The following is a 19,929-nucleotide window of genomic DNA, read 5'->3' on the forward strand; positions in this document are numbered from 1 at the left end:
GGGCGCGTTCCGTTCTTATCGAGATGCCTGTACGGCCTCCACGATTTCCGTGGACAACGCTTCCGCGCGTACGGCACGCGCGAGCACCAGGCCGCCTACCATCGTGGCGAGCATGACAATTGCATCTTCGCGCGCGGACTGGCTCTCGTTTCCCGCGATCAACCGGATCAGCGAGTCGACCCGGGCCTCGAATCGCCGGCGCGTCCTGGCATCGAGTCTTGCAACGTCAGTGCCCAGGGCGGCGATCGCGCAACCTCGTTCGGTATGGTCGCGATGCTTCTTGCTCATATAGGAGTGAAGGATGGCACGCTTGCGCTGCCTCTGTGGTGCCTCGGACGCGGCCTCTCCGAGAAAGGCCATGGTCTGGTCGAACGCAGCGTCGATCGCATCGGCGACCAGGTCGTCCTTGGAGTCGAAGTGCGCATAAAAGCCGCCATGGGTAAGGCCAGCACTCTTCATCAGCTGCGCAATGCCGACACCATTGACACCGTGTGCGCGAAACTCGGTGGAGGCCGTTTCTACGATCTGCTTCCGGGTTTCGGCTTTGTGATCCGGTGGGTAACGCACGATTGGACTCCGTCACATAGAAAATTGGCTCGGCTACCGACCTCATCGCAACGCATGAGGAAATCGGACTCTGCGTTCATTGAACGTCCCTCTGTAGTCTATAGTATGACGATCATCATTGCATAGTGGTAATGGAGACAGCGGAGGGGAAGGAGCATGCGGCGTCGCGTGGCCCTTTTCCCTAGGGTTAGCACTGAGGTCGAAATCCTTCGCATTTCTTGACGATGCCGGATCGCATGCCTACGATGTAGACACAGGATACATTGGTGCGGAGGAGATGAAATTGGAGCTGACTGGCACACAGGTAATCAAGGCGCCCCGGGCGGAAGTGTGGCGGCGTTTGAACGATCCGCTCACGCTACAAAAGTGCTTGCCGGGATGCGAGCAGTACGAAAAGGCGGATGACGACAGCTACGACGCGGTGATCGTGGCTGCGATCGGCCCCATCAAGGCCCGCTTCAAGGGGACCGCGCGATTCTCCGATCTGCGGGAGGGCATTGGCTATCGTATCGAAGGCAGCGGCACGGGCGGGATAGCGGGCTTCGGCAAGCTTGGCGCCGATGTCCACCTGGAGGACACTGATGGCGGCACCTCTCTGCACTATGCCGCTGTCGCCCAAATGGGCGGCAAATTGGCCCAGATCGGTTCGCGGCTGGTGGGCGCGGTAGCCAACAAGTTCCTTGCGGATTTCTTTGCGCGGTTCGAGCGGCTGGTGATGGAAGGCGGTGACGGGGGCCGTGCGATGTTGTGACGAAGCGTGGCCCCATCGGCTTTCTTCGTTCTTTAGTATGATGATCATAATTCTATAGGTCGCCGCCTCAGGGAATGGTGAAGGGGCCAAAGGAGATAAGGTGGAAAAAGTGCAGCTACACAACACCATCAATGATGCGAGCGAGACGCGTGAGGTGGAGCCGAGACAACTCCTGGTCCACATGCTTCGGGACTCGATGCGCCTGACCGGGGTGCATATCGGTTGCGATACCTCCCAGTGCGGCGCATGCACGGTGCTGCTCGATCAGGAGACCGTCAGGTCTTGCACGGTGCTTGCCGTGCAGACGGAGGGGGTATCGATCCATACCATCGAAGGCATGGAATGCGACCCGACCGTCACAGCGCTAAAGCAAGCATTCAACGAACTGCACGGTCTCCAGTGCGGATTCTGTACGCCGGGCATGCTGCTTGCCGCGCGGGCGCTGCTGCTGCGCGTGCGCGATCCATCGGAGGACGCGGTAAGGGAGGCCCTGCACGGCAATCTGTGCCGCTGTACCGGCTACCAGAATATTGTCGATGCCGTGTTGCTTGCTGCTGCAACGCTGCGGGAAGGCGAGGCGGTTGCCATCGGGGAGGCCTGCCATGAGTGAAGGCTTGCATGACGCCACGCGGACCTATATCGGCAAGTCCATCAAGCGCAGGGAAGACCATCGGCTGATGGGCGGCCGAGGGAAGTACACCGATGACTTCCAGTTCCCGGGCATGGTATTCGCCGCTTTCGTGAGGTCACCGTTTGCCCATGCGAACGTTCTCCGCATCGACACGGCCGGCGCGCTGGCGTTGCCCGGGGTGGTGGGTGTCTTGACCCATGCGGATATCCAGGGAAAAGTTGGCGATATCCGTCCGAACTGGGTGGTGGGCGATTCGAAGGTGCCTGCCCATCCGCCATTGGCCGCCGATCGGGTGCGCTACGCTGGCGAGGCCGTGGCGATGGTGCTGGCCGCAACGCGCGAACTGGCGGCTGACGCGGCGGAACTGGTGACGGTTGACTACGACGAGTTGCCGGTGGTGGTCGATGCGGAGGCGGCGCTGCTGCCGCAGGCGCCCCAACTCCACGCCAATGTGGCGGGCAACCTGATCGGTGTCTACCGCGTCAAAGGCGGCAGCTATGAGGACGCGGTCAAGGAGGCTGACCGCGTGGTCTCCATCCGGCTGGTCAACCAGCGCCTGATTCCCAGTCCGCTGGAGCCGCGCGCGCTGTGCGCCAGTTACGATCGGGCCGACGAGCGGCTGACGTTCATCGTACCGACCCAGGTGCCGCATATGTCGAGGCGCTGGCTTTCCGAAGCGCTGGGCTGGCCCGAGCATCGCATTCGCATCGTCGCGCCCGACATCGGCGGCGGGTTCGGGGCAAAGATGCATTTCTATGCGGAAGAGGTGCTGGTGGCCTTTGCGTCCAGGCATTTCGGCCGTCCGGTGAGTTGGACCGAGTCGCGCAGCGAGAATCACGTGGCCACCACGCACGGCCGCGCGCATGTGGAGTATGTCGAAGCAGCGGTCAAGGATTCCGGCAAGGTGCTGGGCATCAAGGTGCGGTCGTTCGCCAACCTTGGGGCCTATCTGTCCAATATGGCCACCGGCATTCCGACGGTCAACACGGCCAGCTATGTCACGGGCAATTACCAGATCACCTCGGTCGACGTCGAAGTCAACCTGGTCACGACCAATACCACGCCGGTCGATGCCTATCGCGGAGCAGGGCGGCCCGAGGCGGCCTATATCGTCGAACGGATGATGGACGCGGTGGCAGGGGCGCTGGACATCGATCCGGTCGAGCTACGTCGCCGCAACCTGGTGCGGGCCGACCAGTTTCCCTATCAGCCGCATAGCAGTGCGCGCGGCAAGTGGGACAGCGGCGACTACCAGGCTTGCCTGGATAGTGCCACCGAGCTGATCGACTACGCGGGCTGGCGGCAACGGCAGGCCGCGATGCGCCTGCAGGGCAAGTACATTGGCATCGGCGTGACCTGCTATCTGGAACTCGTTGGCATGGGCATCTCCGCCATGCTGCAGAAGGTCGGCTTCGATCGCGGCGGCTGGGAGAGCGCCCACATCCGCGTGCATTCCGATGGCAAGGTGACGTTGTTCAGCGGATCGATGCCCCAGGGGCATGGCCACGCCACCAGCTATGCCCAGATCGTGGCGGAAGTCCTGCAGTTGCCGATGGATGATGTCGATGTGGTGCAGGGGGACACCGATCGCGTGCTTGCCGGCCATGGCACGTTCAACTCCCGTTCCATGCCCGTAGGCGGTTCCGCTGCCTACGTTGCGGCCGGAAAGATCCTCGCCAAGGCGCGCACGATCGCGGCAGTCATGCTGGAAACCGCCGCAGAGAACGTGCGCTACGCCGACGGCGAGTTCAGGGCCGCCGAGGGGGGGAAGACCGTTGCATTCTCGCAGGTTGCGCGCATGGCTTATGTCGCCAGCAAATTGCCCAGGGACGTCGAGCCCGGACTGGAAGAGCGCGTGTTCTACGAGCCCACCTCGATGGGCGCGCCCAATGGCTGCCATGCGGTCGTTGTGGAGGTGGATGCCGAAACCGGGATGGTGAAGATCCTCGATTATGTCGCGGTCGACGACGTCGGCGTGCTGATCAATCCCATGCTCTGCCATGGCCAGATGCATGGCGGGATCGCGCAAGGTATCGGGCAGGCGCTCTTCGAAGAGGCGAAGTATGACGAGGCGGGCCAGTTGCTGTCAGGCTCGCTGCTCGACTATGGCTTCCCGCGGATCGAGCAGGTTCCCCGCATGCGCACCAGCTTTCATGTCTCGCCCTCGCCCACGAACCCGCTGGGGGTCAAGGGCATTGGCGAAGCGGGTTGCGTCGGCGCGCCGCCGGCGGTGGTGGCGGCGGTATGCGATGCCTTGAAACCATTCGGCATTTCCCATCTCGATATGCCCCTGACGCCGCCCAAGATCTGGCGCGCGATCCATGAGGCCAGCAGGAGCGCGGCATGATTCCTTACGAAGTCGAATATGTCCGAGCCAGCAGCGTGCAGGATGCGCTCTCGCTATTGTCCGGCGATGCCGATGCGAAGCTCCTGGCCGGAGGCCATTCGCTGGTGCCCATGATGAAGCTGCGGTTGGCCAGGCCTTCGTTCCTGGTCGATATCGGCCGTCTTCCCGAGTTGAGGGGCGTCGAGGTCCACCCTGATTACATCTCGATCGGCAGCGCCACCACGCATGCCGAACTGGCGGCCGACAGCCAGCTCACGGCGCTGGCTCCGCTGTTTGCCCTGGTTGCCCATGTCATCGCGGACCCGGCGGTACGGAATCGCGGAACGATCGGCGGATCCCTGGTGAATGCCGATCCGTCGGCGGATTGGCCGGCCGCGGTGCTGGCGCTCGAGGCGGTCATGGAGGTGGTTGGCGCTAAAGGAACGAGGCGCGTTCCGGCGCGGGAGTTCTTTGTGGGCTTCATGGCCTCGGCAGTACAGCCGGACGAGATACTCACCCGCATCCATATTCCGTTGCCGGCCGCGGTCCGGGTTGGCTACCGGAAATTCCGCCATCCGTCGTCTGGCTACGCCGTGGCTGCCGCAGCGGTCGCGCTACGCTTCACCGGGGACAAGTGCGTGGGCGGGACGATCGGGATCACTGGCGTAGCCGACACACCGTTTCGCGCCCATGCCGCCGAGACCTTGCTGGGCGAAGGCTTGGGGGGCGGCCAGGATGGCATTGAGCGTATCGCCACCGCGGCGTTCGACGGCGTGGCTCCCCTGGAGGACAGCTTTGCCGATGCGGGGTACCGGCTTCAACTCGGTCGCGTCATGCTGAAGCGGGCGCTGGCGGATGCTTGCGCAGGCAACCGGGAAGGCAAGACATGTTCCGAAACCTGAAAACCCTCGGCCCTGCTTCGGCGCTGACGCTCGCGCTGGCTAGCGGGGCTGCAAACTGTGGAGAACCGACCTCGATGAACCCCACCGCGATGACCCCGGCCGCCCTGATCAAGTTCGCCTCGTCCCGGCAGGTGAGCGTCACGCACGAGGATCTTGAAATCAGCGTCGGCTATGAACACTTTACCCGCAACTTCGAAGCCATCCTCGGCAGGTTCGATCCCACGGTTTCTGCCGCGCTTGCCAGCGACCCCGTCGCGGCGGAGGCGCGAATCAGGCAGATGGAAGGCGAGCAGGGCCTGATGATCTTTGCCGTGCAAAACCACGGCGCCCTGTTCGCTCTCGCCGGAGCGCAGCGCAAGGCCAGGCGCTATCACGTGGGCAACCCGAGGATAGCGTTCCAGATGACGCGCCACGACATCCGCGCCGGACTCTACGCTCCGCTGTCTGTGCTGGTCTACGAAGCGCAGCCGGGCGCGGTGAGGGTGGAGTTCGACCAGCCGTCGACGCTGTTCGGGCAGTTTGGCGACGCCGACGTCCTGGCGGTGGCGCGCGCGCTTGACAGCAAGCTCCAGAAGGTGATCGAGCATGCGGCATTGCTGGCCGCCCAACAGCAGGCGGGGCAATAGCAGATGTTCACAAACAAAGGAAGATGTGATGAAAGCAAGAGAAGTCGTGTTATGCCACCCCGTCCGTACTGCGATCGGGTCCTATAACGGTTCGCTGAAGGCAACACCTGCGACCGAACTCGGCGCGGCCGTCATCCGCGAGACGGTCCGCCGCTCCGGGCTGGACCCGGAACGGATCGGCAGCGTGGTGTTCGGCAATGTGATCCAGGCGGGCAACCGGATGAATCCGGCACGGCAGGCCGCCATCGGCGCGGGCCTGCCGGTGTCGTTGCCCGCGATGACCGTCAACCGCGTGTGCGGGTCCGGCGCGCAGGCCATCGCCAGCGCCGCAGATGAAATCTGGCTTGGCTATGTCGACGTGGCGGTTGCCGGCGGCATGGAGAACATGGACCAGGCCCCCTACCTGATGCCCGCCGGCCGCTGGGGCAGCCGCATGGGCGACGCGGTGCTGCAGGACAGCATGCTGCGCGACGGGCTGGTAGATGCCTTCTCGGGCGAGCACTCGGGCTGGCATACCGAGGATCTGGTGACCCGCAACAAGATTGGCCGCGATGAACAGGACCGCTGGGCGGAGCGCTCGCAGAGCCGCTTTGCCCGCGCGCAGGAACAAGGCCGTTTCGTGGAGCAGATCGTTGACGTTCCAGTGAAGGCGAAGGGCGGGACGGCGATGTTCAGCGTGGACGAGGCAAACCGGCCGGACACCACATTCGAGATTCTCAGCAAGCTTCGCCCCGCGTTCCGCAAGGATGGCACCATCACCGCGGGCAATGCGCCGGGGCTCAATAGCGGCGCGGCTGCCATGCTCGTCGCCGAACGCTCCCTGGCGGAGAGCCAGGGCATGGCACCGATGGCGCGGCTGGTGGCCTACGGCGTCGGCGCGGTCGAGCCGGGTCTGTTCGGCCTTGGCCCCGTGCCCGCCGTGCGCCAGGCGCTGCAGCGCGCGCAATGGACGCTGGGCGATATCGGGCGGATCGAGATCAATGAAGCCTTCGCGGCGGTGCCGCTGGCGGTCGCGGGCGAACTCGGGCTGCCGCTCGACATCATCAACGTGGAAGGGGGCGCCATCGCGCATGGCCACCCGATTGGCGCGACCGGGGCAGTGCTGACCACGCGCCTGCTCTATTCGATGCGCGCGGATGGGGTACGCCGGGGCATCGTGACGCTGTGCATCGGGGGTGGGCAGGGCATTGCGCTGGCGCTTGAAATCCTGGATTAAGCGGCACCGGCAGGGCGGTTTTTCCGGCATGGCGGTGTTTCAAACCAGCTATCATGTTGAAAGTATCACGATGCCGGATTGGAGCCCTCGACCATGCAAAGAAAGACCTTCAGGAACATGCAATGCCCCATCGCCCGTGGCCTGGAACGGGTTGGCGAGTGGTGGAGCATGCTGCTGATGCGCGAGGCGTTCTATGGCGCACGGCGTTTCGACGACTTCCAGAAGAACCTGGATATCGCCCCCAATATGCTCACGCGCCGCCTGACCGCGCTGGTGGAGGAGGGCTTGCTGGAGCGCCGCCAGTACTCCGAGAAGCCGCCGCGCTATGAGTATGTCCTGACCCAGTGCGGGCGCGACTTCCTGCCCGTGCTGCTGGCCATGCTGGCCTGGGGCAATAAGCACTTTGCGCCGGAAGGTCCCAGCGTGGAGTTGCTCGACAAGGAAACCGGCAAGGTCGTCGAACCGGTGCTGGTGGACGCCGGCACGGGTGAGCGCCTGAGTTTCGCGCGGCACGCGCTGGTGCCCGGTCCTGCCGCCGGAGACGGCATGCGCCGGCGGCTCGAATCCGCTGCCGGCTACTTGTCGGGCGGCGAGGACGCGGCGCAGGCAGGCGGCGAGCTTGCCGGGAGCGGCGCCTCATAGGCAGTTTTTTTATTTATCCCATCCATCGAAGCGGGGAACGTCATGAAGATTCTGGTCCTGGGCGCTGGCGCCATGGGCGGTTACTACGGTGGACGGCTGATGCAGGCGGGGGCCGATGTCACGTTCCTGGTGCGGCCACGGCGCGCCGAGGTGCTGGCCAGGGACGGCCTGGTCGTGCGCAGCGAGCTTGGCGACATCCATGCCACCGTAAAGACCGTGCTCTCCGGTGACGTCGGGGCGGACTACGATCTCGTCCTGCTGGCCTGCAAGACCTACGACCTGGCCAGCGCGATGCAAGCGCTGGACCCGGCGCTGGACGGCACCCACGGCAAGGGCGCGGCGATCCTGCCGCTGGTCAATGGCCTGCGCGCGTATGAGACGCTGGATGCGCGCTACGGCCGGGAAAGGGTGCTCGGCGGTGTCTCTTACATCGCGACCACGCTGGACGCTTCCGGCGCGGTGGTGCACCAGGGGGCGGTCGACAGACTCGTCGTGGGCGCCCGTGCTAAACCGGCGCAAGCCCTGGCCGGCGCATTTCATGCGCTCGCCGCGAGCACGCCTGGCACGCGCGAACTATCGCCGGCGATCGACCAGGCGCTGTGGAACAAGTGGGTGATGATCTCGGCCGGTGCGCTGATGACGTGCCTGATGCGCGGCACCGTCGGCGAGATCGTCAAGACGGCCGACGGACGGGCGCTGATGCGGCAGGCCATGGACGAGTGCGCGGCGGTGGCGCGCTTGTCCGGCCATGCGTTGCCCGAGCCGGTGGCCGATGCGATGGCCGCGCGGCTGCTGGACGAGACCTCGACATGGGCCGCCTCGATGATGCGCGACATCGCGCAGGGCGCGCCCCGCCTGGAGGCGCTCGACATTGTCGGCGACATGGCGCAGCGCGCTGCGCGCCTTGGGCATGACGCGCCGCTGGCGCGCATCGCCTATGCCCACCTGCAGGTCTACGAAGCCCGGCGCGCCGCGGCCTAGCCCCTGGCGTCCGCCGCCACGGCGGCGGCGGCGCGGCGTTCCCGCGCCTCGCGCCGGAACGCGCCTGGCCCCATGCCGAAATACGCCTTGAAGGCCCGCCCGAATGCCGCCTCGGAGGCGTAGCCGCAATGCTCGCCGATGCTGGCCGCGGAATCGCGGTCTTGCGTCAGCAGGCGGGCGGCCATTTCCATGCGCAAGGTGGTGACCAGCTGCAGCGGTGTCTCGCCGCTGAGCTGCGTAAAGCGCCGGGCAAAGGTCGCGCGCGACACATTGCACACCTCGGCCAGCGACGCCACCGACCACGGCTCGGCGGGTGCGCGCAGCACGGCATCGATCGCCCTGGACATGCGCACGTCGGCCATCAGCGCCAGCAGGCTGTGCGTGACCCCGCCCTGGGCGATCAGGGCGCGCAGCAGCAAGGTCAGCAAGGCGGTGGAAAGCTGCGCGATGACCGCCATGCCGCCCGGCTCCGGCGCCTGGGCTTCGTTGCGCATCATGTCGATCAAGGCATCCAGCCAGGCGCAATCGGCGCGTTCGGCGGTGGCGATGCGCAGCACGGGGGGCAGGTTGCGCAACAGCATGGTGCCCGGCAAGCCCAGCACAAAGGTGCCGCACAACATATCCAGCGGACGCTCGTCGCCGGGCACCGTCACTTCCGTCAGCAAGCCGTTGAAGCGCGTCCGCTGGGCCGGCATGTCCGCGCCGCCGGGCGCTGCGCCGTCCGGCAGGCTGCGCAGCGTGTGCGCGGTGCCATGGGGAAACAGCAGCACATCGCCCGCGCCCAGGGCAATCGCATCCTGCTCCACCAGCGCGCGCGCCTGCCCGCCCAGGATGATGTGATAGGGGAGGTGTCCGGGCGGTGCCGCCGCGTTGTCCACGTGCCAGTTGCCGGCGAAGAGGCAGTGCAGGTCCACGGTGCCTGCGGGAGCCAGCATGCGCACCAGTTCGGTCAAGGCGTCCATGACGGGATGTTGAGACGATGGGGCAAGATATTGCGACTATTGTATGCGGTAAATAACAAGATGGAAGCCTAGACTTCAGTTCATGGAAGCAGCGCAACAAACACGGCGCGATCCATTGACCAAACTAACCGGAGTCCATCATGTCCCGTCTTCACACCATCAACGCCACCGAAGCCACCGGCCAGACCGCCCAACTGTTCGGCGCGATCAAGAGCGCCGTCGGCAAGGTGCCCAACGCCTATCTGGTCATCGGCAGCAATGCCCCCGAGGTGCTTGCCAACGTGCTGCAAACCGGGGCGTTGCTGAAGAACTCCACCCTCAGCGCCCGCGAACTGGAGGCCATCAATCTCTCTGTCAGCGAAGCCTCGGCTTGTGACTACTGTGTCGCCGCGCACACCATGACCGGCAAGATGGCGGGCTACAGCGCGGAGCAGACACGCGAACTGCGCGCCGGCAGCTACCCGGAAGACAGCAAGATCGACGCCCTGGTCCGCTTTGCGCTGGCCCTGGTGAAGACCGCCGGCACGTTGCCCGCCAGCGCTGTCGCCAATGTGCGCGAAGCCGGCTATACCGACCGCCAGATCATCGAGGCCATCCAGGCGGTCAGTGCGATCCTGTTCACCAATATGGTCAATCGCGTCAACGATACGGTGGTGGATTTCCCGAAGGTGGCGTGAGGGGGAGGCCAGCCGGGGATGGCCGGGCGAAGCGCCCGGCTACCCGCTGGCCTGCAAGCGGACTGGCACGATCAGGCCGCTTCATGCGCTGGGAAGACGATGCTAGGCTCAATTGCCGCCGCCTAACCGCGTTGCCCCGTAGCGGGTCGCATATTCCCAGCCCAGTTCTGCAAGCGGCCTTGCCTTGCGGCCGGTTTCCAGCGCATCCGCGGCTGCCGCATTGCCACCTTCCGCACGCCGCGCAATACCGTTCATGATGGCGGCCAGCCTGAAGAAGTTATAGGCGAGGTAGAAGTCCCAATGTTCCATCTCCTGCATGCCGTTGGCATTGCCATACCATTGAATGTAGGTGGCCTCGTCCGGAATGCCCAGGTCGTGCAGGTCCAACCCGCCAATGCCGCGCCAGAGCGATGCCGGGATATGCCAGCCCATGCACTGGTAGGCAAGGTCGGCCACCGGGTGGCCTAGCGTCGATAGTTCCCAATCCAGGACACCGAGTACGCGCGGCTCGGTTGGATGAAAGAGCAGGTTGTCCATGCGGAAGTCGCCGTGGACAAGGCTGGTCTGGTGTTCCGGCGGAAGATGGCGTGGAAGCCAGTCCGCCAGGGCCGCCAGCGCGGTATTGCCGTCCGTGCCGGTGTCCTGGCACTGGCGTGCCCAGCGGCTCACTTGGCGTGCGATGTAGTTTCCGCTTTTGCCATAGTCGGCGAGACCTGCCTTTTGATAGTCGACCCGATGCAATGCCGCTATCACCCGGTTCATTTCCCGGTAGATCGCCGTGCGTTCCCCACGCGACAGGCCGGGCAGCGACTGGTCGAACATCACCCTGCCTTGCAGGAACTCCATGACGTAGAAGGGGCTGCCCAGGATCGACGCATCCTCGCTGTAGAGGAACAGTCGCGGGACGGGCACTTCGCTTTCCCGCAGTGCATGCATCACGCGATATTCGCGGTCAATGGCATGGGCGGACGACAACAGCTTGCCGGGCGGTTTGGTGCGCAGTACATATTGCTGCCCTTCGCACCAAATCCGATAGGTGGGATTGGACTGGCCGCCGGCCAGCCGTTCCGCCATGAGCGAGGGCCGCTCGATCAGGCCCTGTCCGTGCAGCAAGACTGCCAGCCTGGTGCAATCCAGATCCGGCGGGTGTTTATCCGCCGGGGCGGTCTCGCGTTGCGCGCTGGCATGCGTCATCGTGTCTGTCTCCCTGTGCCCCGAGCCACCACGGGGTCTCTTCGATTGGTTGTGTCGTTCGCTTCAGGCTAAAGCGTGCTGACCATGTGCCCGCCATCCACCGGCAATACGGCGCCAGTGATGTAATCCGAAGCGTTCGATGCCAGCAGGAGCAGCGCGCCGTCGAGTTGCTCCGGCTGCCCAAGCCGGCGTTGCGGGATCCGTTTGACCAGTGCCTGGCCGCTATCGGTCTCGAAAAAGCTCCGGTTGATGTCGGTTTCGAAATACCCCGGTGCCAGCGCATTGACGCGGATACCATACCGCGCCCATTCCAGCGCGAGCGACCGTGTCAGGTGAATCAGTCCAGCCTTGGCCGCGGTATAGGCGGGCACTTGCTGGGCAACGCGCATACCAAGGATCGAGGCGATGTTGACGATGCTGCCGCCCTTGCCGCCATCGCGCATCATCTGCGCCGCATGCTGTGCCACCCGCCACGCGCCGCTCAGATTGGTGTCGATCACGCTCTGCCATTCGTCCTCCGCCACCTCGATGGCGGGACGCGTGACAGCAATGCCTGCGCTGTTGACCACGATGTCGACCGTGCCCAACGCGCTGGCCGCAGCCGAGAAGGCCGACGCCACCGAGGCGGGGTCCCTGACGTCGAGCGAAACCACGCAGCCTTCAGCGCCTTCCTCGCGGAGCGCGGCAAGCAATGGCTCGCCTTCGCCGACGCGCCGTCCGGCCAGTGCAACCCGGCATCCGGCACGCGCCAGGGTCAGGGCGAAGTGCCGGCCCAGGCCGCCGAATGCGCCAGTCACCAGCGCGACCTTGCCCTCCAGGTCGGCAAACGGGTTAGGGGCGGGATGCGCTTTCATGCAAAATCTCCTTTGATTGCCAGAATGGATGCCGGTGTTGCCCGGCCACCCGTCGCCTACGGGCTATGGCGGCCAGCCAAAGCTGCCTCAGGCCGCCTTGCCCATGTCTTCGACCACCTTCTTGGCGTCGCCGAACACCATCATGGTCTTGTCCATGTAGAACAGTTCGTTGTCCAGGCCCGCGTAGCCCGCCGCCATCGAACGCTTGTTCACGATGATGGTCTTGGCCTTGTAGGCTTCCAGGATCGGCATGCCGGCAATCGGCGAGCCGGGATCGGTCTTGGCGGCCGGGTTCACCACGTCGTTGGCGCCCAGCACCAGCACCACGTCGGCCTGGCCGAACTCGCTGTTGATGTCCTCCATCTCGAAGACCTGGTCGTAAGGGACCTCGGCCTCGGCCAGCAGCACGTTCATATGGCCCGGCATGCGGCCCGCCACCGGGTGGATGGCGTACTTCACCGTCACCCCCTTCTCGACCAGTTTCTCGGTGAGTTCCTTGAGCGCATGCTGTGCGCGCGCCACCGCCAGGCCGTAGCCAGGGACGATGATCACGGTCTCGGCATTGCTCATCAGGAAGGCCGCGTCGTCGGCCGAGCCGGCCTTGACATTGCGCTGTTCCGCACCGCCGGCCGTGGCGGCTGCCGCGGTGTTGCCAAAGCCGCCGAGTAGCACGTTGAAGAACGAGCGGTTCATCGCGCGGCACATGATGTACGAGAGGATGGCACCGGAGGAGCCAACCAGCGAGCCGGCAATGATCAGCATCGGGTTGTTGAGCGAGAAGCCAATGCCGGCGGCCGCCCAGCCCGAGTACGAGTTCAGCATCGACACCACCACGGGCATGTCGGCGCCCCCGATCGGGATGATGATCAGCACACCCAGCACGAAGGCAATCGCCAGCATCAGCAGGAAGGGCATCCAGGCCTGCGACAGGAAGAAGGCCACGCCGAAGCCGATCATCGCCACCGCCAGCAGCAGGTTGAGCATGTGCTGGCCGGCGAAGGACACCGGCGCGCCCTGGAACAGCCGGAACTTGTAGCGCCCGGCCAGCTTGCCGAAGGCGATCACCGAACCCGAGAAGGTAATGGCGCCGACGAAGCAGCCAATGAACAGCTCGATGCGGTTGCCCAGGGGGATGTCATGCGAGCCCGCTGGCGCAATGCCGAAGGCGGCTGGCTCAGCCACCGCCGCCACCGCGATGAAGACGGCGGCCAGGCCGATCAGCGAATGCATGGCGGCCACCAGTTCGGGCATCTTGGTCATCTCGACCTTCTTGGCCACGTAGGCACCGATGCCGCCGCCGACCACCAGCGCGCCGAAGATCAACGCCAGGCCTTCGGCGACCGACGACGGGTCCGTGCTTGCCGCCGCGAAGTCGTTCTTCAGTTTGGCAATCAGCACCAGCGTGGTTACCGCCGCGATGGCCATGCCGGTCATGCCGAAGGCGTTGCCGCGTCGTGCGGAACTGGGATGCGAGAGGCCCTTGAGCGCCTGGATGAAACACACCGAGGCCAGCAGGTAGAGCAGGGTGACGAGGTTCATGCTCACGAGATTGCTCATGCCGCGGCCTCCTTGCCATGGGCACCCGCCGGCTTGGTCTTGGGTTCCTTCTTCTTGAACATCTCCAGCATGCGCTGCGTCACCAGGAAGCCGCCGAACACGTTGACCGCGGCGAGCGCCACCGCCAGCGCGCCCATGGTGCGGCCCACGGGCCCCTCGGTCAGGCCGGCCGCCAGCATGGCGCCGACGATGATGATGGCCGAGATTGCGTTGGTCACCGCCATCAGCGGGGTGTGCAGGGCGGGTGTGACCGTCCAAACCACGTGGTAGCCCACGTAGATCGCCAGTACGAAGATGATCAGGTTGATCACCGTGTGGTTCACCATTTCCATCGACTTCTCCTCAGCTTGTCAGTTCCAGTTCACGGCTCTTGGTCATCAGGCAAGCCGCTACGATGTCGTCTTTCAAATCGATGGCGAGCTTGCCATCCTTGTCGGTGATCAGCTTGAGGAAGTCGAGCACGTTGCGCGCGTAGAGCGCGGAAGCGTCCGCCGCAACCATGCCGGCCAGGTTGGTGTGGCCGATCAGCGTGACGCCATGGCGCTCCACCACTTCGTCGGCCACCGTGAGCGGGCAGTTGCCGCCCTGCGCCGCGGCCAGGTCGACCACTACCGAGCCCGGCTTCATCGCCTTCACGGTCTCTTCCTTGAGCAGCACCGGCGCCTGGCGGCCCGGGATCAGCGCGGTGGTGATGACGATGTCGGCGGCCTTGGCGCGCTCGTGCACCAGTTCGGCCTGGCGCCGCATCCAGTCGGGCGGCATGGGGCGGGCATAGCCGCCCACGCCCTGCGCGATCTCGCGCTCTTCGTCGGTGACGAAGGGCACATCGAGGAATTTGCCGCCCAGCGATTCGATCTGTTCCTTGACGGCGGGACGCACGTCGGAGGCTTCGATCACCGCGCCCAGCCGCTTGGCGGTGGCGATGGCCTGCAGGCCGGCCACGCCGGCGCCGAGGATCAGCACGCGCGCCGCCTTGACGGTGCCGGCGGCGGTCATCAGCATCGGCATGAAGCGCTGATAGTGGTGGGCAGCGACCAGCACGGCCTTGTAGCCTGCGATATTGGCCTGGGAGGAGAGCACGTCCATGCTCTGCGCGCGGGTGGTGCGCGGCGCCGCCTCGAGCGCGAAGCCGACAATGCCGGCGGCAGACATGCGGGCATTGTTTTCCGCATCGAACGGGTTGAGCATGCCGACCAGCACAGAGCCTTCGTTCATCCGGGCCAGCTCGGCCGGGGTCGGGGCGCGGACCTTGAGCACCAACTGCGCGCCCAATGCGTCGGCGGCGCTGCCGATGCGGGCGCCGGCCGCCTCGTAGGCAGCGTCGGGCTGGCTGGCGCGCAATCCCGCACCGGCTTGCACGATAACCTGGTGGCCCTGTGCTACATATTTCTTGACCGTCTCCGGGGTGGCGGCAACGCGTGCTTCGCCTGCCCGCACTTCTGTCGGGATACCCATCTGCATTGTGTATTCTCCTATGCTCTTGTCTTGCCGTCGCGCGGCCTCGTGACCGGACTGCCCGGCGCCTTCAATTCAAGAAGCGCTTCCCCACGCAGGGCCTTGGCGGATCATGGAGAACCCGCGTGGCTCGCGTGAAGCCGTTGCTAGCATCTGGGGACAGGGTCTCGATCCGGACTTGCTGGAAAGAAACCGCCGACAGCATGGGCACCGGCCGCGAATGCGCCGCCGCCGGGCCCGCTGCTTGTCAACAGGTCAACAGGTCCACATGTCAACAGGGGACTTCGCCTTCGAGCGTCACCCGGTTCAGGATGCGCTCGGCCTCGCCGTAGTCGTGTACGGCGTAGTGCATGGTGCACCGGTTGTCCCACATCACGACATCGCCTTCCTGCCACATATGGCGGTAGACGTTATCGGGGCTGGTCGAGTGTTCGTAGAGAAAGTCGAGCAAAGGCCGGCTTTCGGCGGGCGTCATGCCCTCGATGGAGTGAGCCGTATCGGGATGCCCCACATAGAGCGCCTTGCGGTGTGTCTCCGGATGGGTGCGCACCAGCGGGTGGACCGCCGAGGGCACCGCATCCGACCCCGTCATCCTGGCGAGCCGCAGTCCCGTGAAGCGCACGCGCAGGCCTTCGAGCATGCGTTGCATTGCGGGCGACAGACGCTCGTAGGCCAGATATTGATTGCACCACATCGTGTCTCCGCCGCGCGGGACCACCACCGCGGAAAGAATGGAGATCTTGGGCGGCACCTCGGTATAGATGGAGTCGGAGTGCCAGGCCTCGGTGGATGCCGTCTCCTTGGGAATTTTGGTGACCTGGGCGAGCTCCGGGAAGTCCGAGAGGCCTTTCAGCAACGGGTTACCCTGAACTGGCTTGCCCCAGCGCCGGGCGAAGGCAATCTGCGCCTCGGGCTGAAGCTTTTGGCCGCGGTAGACCAGCACGCCGTATTCAAGGAACGCCCGATGCAGCACTTCGAAGGTCGCGTCGCTCACCGGTTCGTTCAGATTGACGCCTTCCACCGACGCGCCAACCGAGCCGGTGAGCGGTGTGATCTGGATACTCATGGATGTCTCCTGTTCGTTTCTCGAATCTGTAGGGGGAATACTGGAATACTGGATTACTCGACGACAAGAACGATCTTGCCGACGTGCTGGTCTTGCTGCATATAGGCGTGCGCTTCGCCAATGGCAGTCATCGGGAAGGTACGGTCGATCGGCAGGCGGATCCGCCCAGCCGCCAGGAACGGCAGCATGTCGCGCGCACAGGCCTGGATGCATTCCAGGCGTTCCTGCTCGGAGCGGGTACGGAATGTCACGCCAACCAGCGTGAGCCGCTTGAGCCAGAGCAGGCTCAGGTCGATCTGCGCCGTGTTCGAACCCAATCGGGCAATATTGACCAGCCGTCCCTTGACCGCGAGGCTCTTCATGTTGTCTTCGAAGACCGGGCCGCCGACGGTGTCAATAATGAGATCCACCCCGCGATTGTCGGTGGCCGCCATGACGGCATCGACCTGGGATTCGCTCGATGAATTTATGCCCACATCAACACCGAACTGGCTCAGGCGATCGAGCTTGGCGGCCGACCGCGATGTGGCGATCACCGGCTTGGCGCCCATCAGCGAAGCGATCTGGATCGCGGCCATGGCCACGCCGCCGGACGCGCCATTGATCAGTACTGCCTCGCCGGCGCGCAACTGGCCATTGGTCACCACTGCGTCGTGGGCCGTGATGAAGACATTGGGGAACGCCGCGGCGTCGATCCAGGAAAGACCATCGGGCACAGCCATCAGCGCCAGTGGATCGGCAATCACATACTCGGCCTGGCACGCACGGCCGTGGCCCATGACCCGATCCCCCGCGCGCCACCCGTGCACGCCTTCGCCGACCGCTTCCACCTCCCCGGCAAATTCGACGCCCGCGGTGATCGTATTGCCCGTGCGCAATTCGCGGGCCTGGTTGATTTCGCCCCGGTTAAGACCGGCGGCACGCACCCTGACCAGAACCTGGCCGGCGCCAGCAACCGGAGCTGGGATGTCCTGTATTTCCACTTTGCCGCCGGTAGGGCTCGGTATGACTCGTACTGCTTTCACTGCGGTCTCCTTTTCATATGGTGCTGCAGTAGATTGATCACTCGCTGGCGAGGGCCTTCGCGCGGATCAGCGCCAGCAATTCAAGGGCGCGCTCGGCGGCGCGCTCGCCGCCCGCCAGGTTGCCGCGGACAAATGGCGGCCGGATATCCTCGATTTCGGCCAGCATCTGCATCAACTCGCCGTCCGCGATACTGAGCCGTCGGAACTCGTTGATGGTCAGCAGGTAAGTGTGAAAGACGTCGCTATCCGGCCGGTTCGCACGCAGGCGATGCAGCGCGGCGTTCAACCAGTGCGTGCCCGCCAGCATGGCGGCCTCGATCTTGATCTCGTAGTCGGCTGGGCCGCACTTCTGCAGCGAGCGCTCGATCCGGCGCGCGATGGCGAGGTGGGCGTCAACGTGCATCGTTTTCTCCTTGCATCCGGCAGGCCAGTAGCCGCAGGCAACGGGCAAGGGCAGCATCGCATTCCCCGGCAATGGCCGCCGTCGGCGCCACCCCCTCGCGCAGGCAGGGATCCCGATGGCGTTCGACGATCTCCATCTCATGCATCATCGCCGCCACATCCTCCGGGACAGGGTCATCGATCTTCGGCCTGCCCACGTGCAGCACATCGCCGAGCGGGCCGAATGCCGCACGCAGCGATCCGTCCGGCTGTGGCACCAGGTAGGCGCCTGGCTGCGTCGGGAACACGTCGTCGTCCAGCGTGACGGCGGCATGATGGAGTGCTGCATTCACGGCGTGCGTGCCAGCCGTCATCCCGGTCCAGAACCACAGCTCGAAGTCCTGTAGAGGATCGAGGCGTTCGCGCAATGCTTCGAGTTTCGCAATCTTCTCCATGTGGGAAGCCACCTTCATGCCTTGTCTCCTGAATTGGCGGGCACTGCTGTGCCGCCCTTGTTGTGAAGATAGGCACAGCGCGCCTTGCTGTCAAGAACTTCTATATAGGACTTTAACTTTTTGACTAGTGGATTCCCCCAGTAAGCCTTGACATGCTGGCTTTCCGTTAACTACAGTACATCAAACACCTATATAGGAATCCAGCAAATGCCACGTGCCATCGTACTCAACCAGGCGGACAACGTCGCCACGCTGCTCGATGCCGGCCGTGCCGGCGAGCCCTGTACCTTGCAAGGAGAGGCATCGGGCCAGATGACCCTGCTCCAGGATGTGCCGTTCGGCCATAAGGTCTGTATCGCGGATACCCCGCAGAGCGCCAATGTCCTGAAGTACGGCCAGGTCATCGGGCGGGCCAGCCGGAACCTGAAGGCTGGCGAACACATGCACGTGCACAACATTGAGTCGACCCGCGCCCGCGGCGATCTGGAAAAGAGGTAAGCAAATGGCAATGACATTCCTTGGCTACCGCCGCGAGAACGACGCAGTTGGCGTACGCAACTGGGTAGCGGTGATTTCCGTGATGGACAACTGCAACCCGGTCACGCGCACCATCGCGCAAACCGTCAGCGGCTGCATCCCCGTCACCACCTTGTTCGTGCGTGGGCAGTTCGGCGCGGACCTGGATTTCGCTTATGAGTCGCTGGCGGGACTGGGACGCAATCCCAATGTCGCCGCAGTCCTGCTGGTGGGGCTTGAAGATTCGTCGACGGAGGAGGTGGCACGCCGTATCAGGACTACGGGGAAACCCGTGGAAACGGTGCATCTGCAACCGAATGGCACGATCGACTGCATTGCCGCCGGCACCCGCAAGGCCTTGAAGCTTTCGCTTGCGGCCTCGCGTGCCAGGCGCGAACCCTGCCCGGTTTCGGCCCTTGTACTGGGCGTCGAGTGCGGCGGTTCGGATACCACCTCCGGCCTGAGCTGCAATCCGACGATCGGCCGTCTGGCCGACCGGGTGATCGAAGCAGGCGGCACCATCATTATTTCCGAGACGTCCGAGTTCATCGGCGCGGAGCACCTCTTCGCAGAACGCGCCGTCGACGATTCGGTGAGGGATGCCTTCGTCAAGGCGGTCCGCGGCATGGAGAACCTTGCGATCGAGCGCGGCGTCGACATGCGCGAATCCCAGCCATCGCCCGACAACAAGCGCGGCGGGCTGACCACGGTCGAGGAGAAGGCGCTGGGCGCGATGGCCAAGGCCGGGTCGAGCCCACTGGTCGGCGTGCTGCGCTACGGCGAGACCCCGGTAAAAAAAGGCCTGCATTTCATGGACGCTCCGGCGGCGGCAGTGGAAAATCTCAGTGCACTTGCCGCCGGCGGTTGCCAGCTCACCTTCTTTGGTACGGGGGTCGGCAATCCGATCGGCAGCATGGTCGCTCCGACGGTCAAGGTTTGCGGCAACGTCAATACGCTGGAAACCATGGCCGATAACATTGATTTCGACGCGAGCGGGATCCTCGAGAAAGGACAGAAAATTTCTGATGTGGGCGATCGGCTGTATGCCTACGCCATGGATGTGGCGTCAGGCACCCGTCTCAGCAGCGAGATACTCGACATCAGGGAAACCGCAATCAGTCGATTTGCACTTAGCCTCTGAGTCA

General features: G+C 64.6%; 22 protein-coding genes. 11 read left to right on the forward strand and 11 right to left on the reverse strand.

The window, feature by feature from the left end:
- Positions 1-15: 15 nt before the first annotated feature.
- The gene (locus ACZY0R_RS14990; protein WP_488859136.1) at positions 16-567 is read right to left on the reverse strand and encodes a TetR/AcrR family transcriptional regulator; all 552 of its coding nucleotides are present in this window, start codon (positions 565-567) and stop codon (positions 16-18) included.
- Positions 568-850: 283 nt separating this feature from the next.
- On the opposite strand from ACZY0R_RS14990, the gene ACZY0R_RS14995 reads away from it, so the two are divergent.
- The 8 genes from ACZY0R_RS14995 (at position 851) to ACZY0R_RS15030 (ending at position 8,642) form a co-directional block, all read left to right on the forward strand.
- On the forward strand, positions 851-1,318 hold the full coding sequence (locus tag ACZY0R_RS14995; RefSeq protein ID WP_052685927.1) for an SRPBCC family protein: 468 nt from the start codon (positions 851-853) through the stop codon (positions 1,316-1,318).
- A gap of 100 nt (positions 1,319-1,418) precedes the next feature.
- Positions 1,419-1,928 carry a (2Fe-2S)-binding protein gene (locus tag ACZY0R_RS15000; RefSeq protein WP_488859137.1) on the forward strand — a complete coding sequence of 170 codons (510 nt, stop codon included), beginning with the start codon at positions 1,419-1,421 and terminating at the stop codon, positions 1,926-1,928.
- Positions 1,921-4,296, forward strand: a complete 2,376-nt coding sequence (locus ACZY0R_RS15005) for a xanthine dehydrogenase family protein molybdopterin-binding subunit (protein WP_488859138.1) — start codon at positions 1,921-1,923, stop codon at positions 4,294-4,296. The genes ACZY0R_RS15000 and ACZY0R_RS15005 overlap by 8 nt, the downstream gene beginning before the upstream one ends.
- Positions 4,293-5,177, forward strand: a complete 885-nt coding sequence (locus ACZY0R_RS15010) for an FAD binding domain-containing protein (RefSeq protein ID WP_488859139.1) — start codon at positions 4,293-4,295, stop codon at positions 5,175-5,177. Before ACZY0R_RS15005 ends, ACZY0R_RS15010 begins: the two co-directional genes overlap by 4 nt.
- A gap of 74 nt (positions 5,178-5,251) precedes the next feature.
- Positions 5,252-5,803: a DUF302 domain-containing protein gene (locus ACZY0R_RS15015; protein ID WP_488859140.1), complete on the forward strand. Its 552-nt coding sequence runs from the start codon at positions 5,252-5,254 to the stop codon at positions 5,801-5,803.
- Positions 5,804-5,831: 28 nt separating this feature from the next.
- A complete protein-coding gene (locus tag ACZY0R_RS15020; RefSeq protein ID WP_488859141.1) occupies positions 5,832-7,019 on the forward strand; it encodes a thiolase family protein in 1,188 nt (395 codons plus the stop codon).
- Between the two features lie 93 nt (positions 7,020-7,112).
- Positions 7,113-7,661, forward strand: a complete 549-nt coding sequence (locus tag ACZY0R_RS15025) for a winged helix-turn-helix transcriptional regulator (RefSeq protein WP_488859142.1) — start codon at positions 7,113-7,115, stop codon at positions 7,659-7,661.
- A gap of 42 nt (positions 7,662-7,703) precedes the next feature.
- The gene (locus tag ACZY0R_RS15030) at positions 7,704-8,642 is read left to right on the forward strand and encodes a 2-dehydropantoate 2-reductase (RefSeq protein ID WP_488859143.1); all 939 of its coding nucleotides are present in this window, start codon (positions 7,704-7,706) and stop codon (positions 8,640-8,642) included.
- On the opposite strand, the gene ACZY0R_RS15035 is transcribed toward ACZY0R_RS15030, so the two are convergent.
- Positions 8,639-9,604, reverse strand: coding sequence for an AraC family transcriptional regulator (locus ACZY0R_RS15035; protein WP_488859144.1), 966 nt, complete (start codon positions 9,602-9,604; stop codon positions 8,639-8,641). The two genes, ACZY0R_RS15030 and ACZY0R_RS15035, sit on opposite strands and share 4 nt — an antisense overlap.
- Before the next feature lie 140 nt (positions 9,605-9,744).
- On the opposite strand from ACZY0R_RS15035, the gene ACZY0R_RS15040 reads away from it, so the two are divergent.
- Positions 9,745-10,281, forward strand: coding sequence for a carboxymuconolactone decarboxylase family protein (locus ACZY0R_RS15040; RefSeq protein WP_488859145.1), 537 nt, complete (start codon positions 9,745-9,747; stop codon positions 10,279-10,281).
- Positions 10,282-10,389: 108 nt separating this feature from the next.
- Here ACZY0R_RS15040 and ACZY0R_RS15045 read toward each other — a convergent pair whose 3' ends face one another.
- The 9 genes from ACZY0R_RS15045 to ACZY0R_RS15085 form a co-directional block, all read right to left on the reverse strand.
- Positions 10,390-11,475 (reverse strand): phosphotransferase family protein, encoded by a 1,086-nt coding sequence (locus ACZY0R_RS15045; RefSeq protein WP_488859146.1) that lies wholly within the window; start codon positions 11,473-11,475, stop codon positions 10,390-10,392.
- Positions 11,476-11,543: 68 nt separating this feature from the next.
- Positions 11,544-12,329, reverse strand: a complete 786-nt coding sequence (locus tag ACZY0R_RS15050) for an SDR family NAD(P)-dependent oxidoreductase (RefSeq protein ID WP_488859147.1) — start codon at positions 12,327-12,329, stop codon at positions 11,544-11,546.
- Between the two features lie 87 nt (positions 12,330-12,416).
- Positions 12,417-13,886: an NAD(P)(+) transhydrogenase (Re/Si-specific) subunit beta gene (locus ACZY0R_RS15055; protein ID WP_488859148.1), complete on the reverse strand. Its 1,470-nt coding sequence runs from the start codon at positions 13,884-13,886 to the stop codon at positions 12,417-12,419.
- On the reverse strand, positions 13,883-14,218 hold the full coding sequence (locus ACZY0R_RS15060; RefSeq protein WP_488859149.1) for an NAD(P) transhydrogenase subunit alpha part 2: 336 nt from the start codon (positions 14,216-14,218) through the stop codon (positions 13,883-13,885). The genes ACZY0R_RS15055 and ACZY0R_RS15060 overlap by 4 nt, the downstream gene beginning before the upstream one ends.
- Positions 14,219-14,228: 10 nt before the next feature.
- A complete protein-coding gene (locus tag ACZY0R_RS15065) occupies positions 14,229-15,347 on the reverse strand; it encodes a Re/Si-specific NAD(P)(+) transhydrogenase subunit alpha (protein ID WP_488859150.1) in 1,119 nt (372 codons plus the stop codon).
- Between the two features lie 265 nt (positions 15,348-15,612).
- Entirely contained in the window at positions 15,613-16,407 is a 795-nt protein-coding gene (locus ACZY0R_RS15070) for a TauD/TfdA dioxygenase family protein (protein WP_488859151.1), read from the reverse strand.
- Positions 16,408-16,460: 53 nt separating this feature from the next.
- Positions 16,461-17,432, reverse strand: a complete 972-nt coding sequence (locus tag ACZY0R_RS15075; RefSeq protein ID WP_488859152.1) for a zinc-binding dehydrogenase — start codon at positions 17,430-17,432, stop codon at positions 16,461-16,463.
- Positions 17,433-17,469: 37 nt separating this feature from the next.
- Positions 17,470-17,835 carry a hypothetical protein gene (locus ACZY0R_RS15080; protein WP_488859153.1) on the reverse strand — a complete coding sequence of 122 codons (366 nt, stop codon included), beginning with the start codon at positions 17,833-17,835 and terminating at the stop codon, positions 17,470-17,472.
- The gene (locus tag ACZY0R_RS15085; RefSeq protein ID WP_488859154.1) at positions 17,825-18,286 is read right to left on the reverse strand and encodes a hypothetical protein; all 462 of its coding nucleotides are present in this window, start codon (positions 18,284-18,286) and stop codon (positions 17,825-17,827) included. The genes ACZY0R_RS15080 and ACZY0R_RS15085 overlap by 11 nt, the downstream gene beginning before the upstream one ends.
- Positions 18,287-18,475: 189 nt before the next feature.
- Here ACZY0R_RS15085 and ACZY0R_RS15090 point away from each other — a divergent pair, with 189 nt between their 5' ends.
- The gene (locus tag ACZY0R_RS15090) at positions 18,476-18,766 is read left to right on the forward strand and encodes a UxaA family hydrolase (protein ID WP_488859155.1); all 291 of its coding nucleotides are present in this window, start codon (positions 18,476-18,478) and stop codon (positions 18,764-18,766) included.
- 4 nt (positions 18,767-18,770) lie between these two features.
- The gene (locus ACZY0R_RS15095) at positions 18,771-19,925 is read left to right on the forward strand and encodes a UxaA family hydrolase (protein WP_488859156.1); all 1,155 of its coding nucleotides are present in this window, start codon (positions 18,771-18,773) and stop codon (positions 19,923-19,925) included.
- Positions 19,926-19,929 lie beyond the last annotated feature (4 nt).

It is taken from the genome of Cupriavidus sp. F041 (assembly GCF_057814235.1).

Bases quoted from the DNA above. Each gene is read 5' to 3' on its own strand.
- ACZY0R_RS15030 (WP_488859143.1), top strand. From the start codon at position 7,704: ATGAAGATTCTGGTCCTGGGCGCTGGCGCCATGGGCGGTTACTACGGT.
- ACZY0R_RS15035 (WP_488859144.1), bottom strand. From the start codon at position 9,604: ATGGACGCCTTGACCGAACTGGTGCGCATGCTGGCTCCCGCAGGCACC.
- ACZY0R_RS15040 (WP_488859145.1), top strand. From the start codon at position 9,745: ATGTCCCGTCTTCACACCATCAACGCCACCGAAGCCACCGGCCAGACC.
- ACZY0R_RS15085 (WP_488859154.1), bottom strand. From the start codon at position 18,286: ATGAAGGTGGCTTCCCACATGGAGAAGATTGCGAAACTCGAAGCATTG.
- ACZY0R_RS15055 (WP_488859148.1), bottom strand. From the start codon at position 13,886: ATGAGCAATCTCGTGAGCATGAACCTCGTCACCCTGCTCTACCTGCTG.
- ACZY0R_RS15060 (WP_488859149.1), bottom strand. From the start codon at position 14,218: ATGGAAATGGTGAACCACACGGTGATCAACCTGATCATCTTCGTACTG.
- ACZY0R_RS15010 (WP_488859139.1), top strand. From the start codon at position 4,293: ATGATTCCTTACGAAGTCGAATATGTCCGAGCCAGCAGCGTGCAGGAT.
- ACZY0R_RS15005 (WP_488859138.1), top strand. From the start codon at position 1,921: ATGAGTGAAGGCTTGCATGACGCCACGCGGACCTATATCGGCAAGTCC.
- ACZY0R_RS15090 (WP_488859155.1), top strand. From the start codon at position 18,476: ATGCCACGTGCCATCGTACTCAACCAGGCGGACAACGTCGCCACGCTG.
- ACZY0R_RS15065 (WP_488859150.1), bottom strand. From the start codon at position 15,347: ATGCAGATGGGTATCCCGACAGAAGTGCGGGCAGGCGAAGCACGCGTT.
- ACZY0R_RS15020 (WP_488859141.1), top strand. From the start codon at position 5,832: ATGAAAGCAAGAGAAGTCGTGTTATGCCACCCCGTCCGTACTGCGATC.
- ACZY0R_RS15070 (WP_488859151.1), bottom strand. From the start codon at position 16,407: ATGAGTATCCAGATCACACCGCTCACCGGCTCGGTTGGCGCGTCGGTG.
- ACZY0R_RS15050 (WP_488859147.1), bottom strand. From the start codon at position 12,329: ATGAAAGCGCATCCCGCCCCTAACCCGTTTGCCGACCTGGAGGGCAAG.
- ACZY0R_RS15015 (WP_488859140.1), top strand. From the start codon at position 5,252: ATGAACCCCACCGCGATGACCCCGGCCGCCCTGATCAAGTTCGCCTCG.
- ACZY0R_RS15045 (WP_488859146.1), bottom strand. From the start codon at position 11,475: ATGACGCATGCCAGCGCGCAACGCGAGACCGCCCCGGCGGATAAACAC.
- ACZY0R_RS15095 (WP_488859156.1), top strand. From the start codon at position 18,771: ATGGCAATGACATTCCTTGGCTACCGCCGCGAGAACGACGCAGTTGGC.
- ACZY0R_RS15080 (WP_488859153.1), bottom strand. From the start codon at position 17,835: ATGCACGTTGACGCCCACCTCGCCATCGCGCGCCGGATCGAGCGCTCG.
- ACZY0R_RS15025 (WP_488859142.1), top strand. From the start codon at position 7,113: ATGCAAAGAAAGACCTTCAGGAACATGCAATGCCCCATCGCCCGTGGC.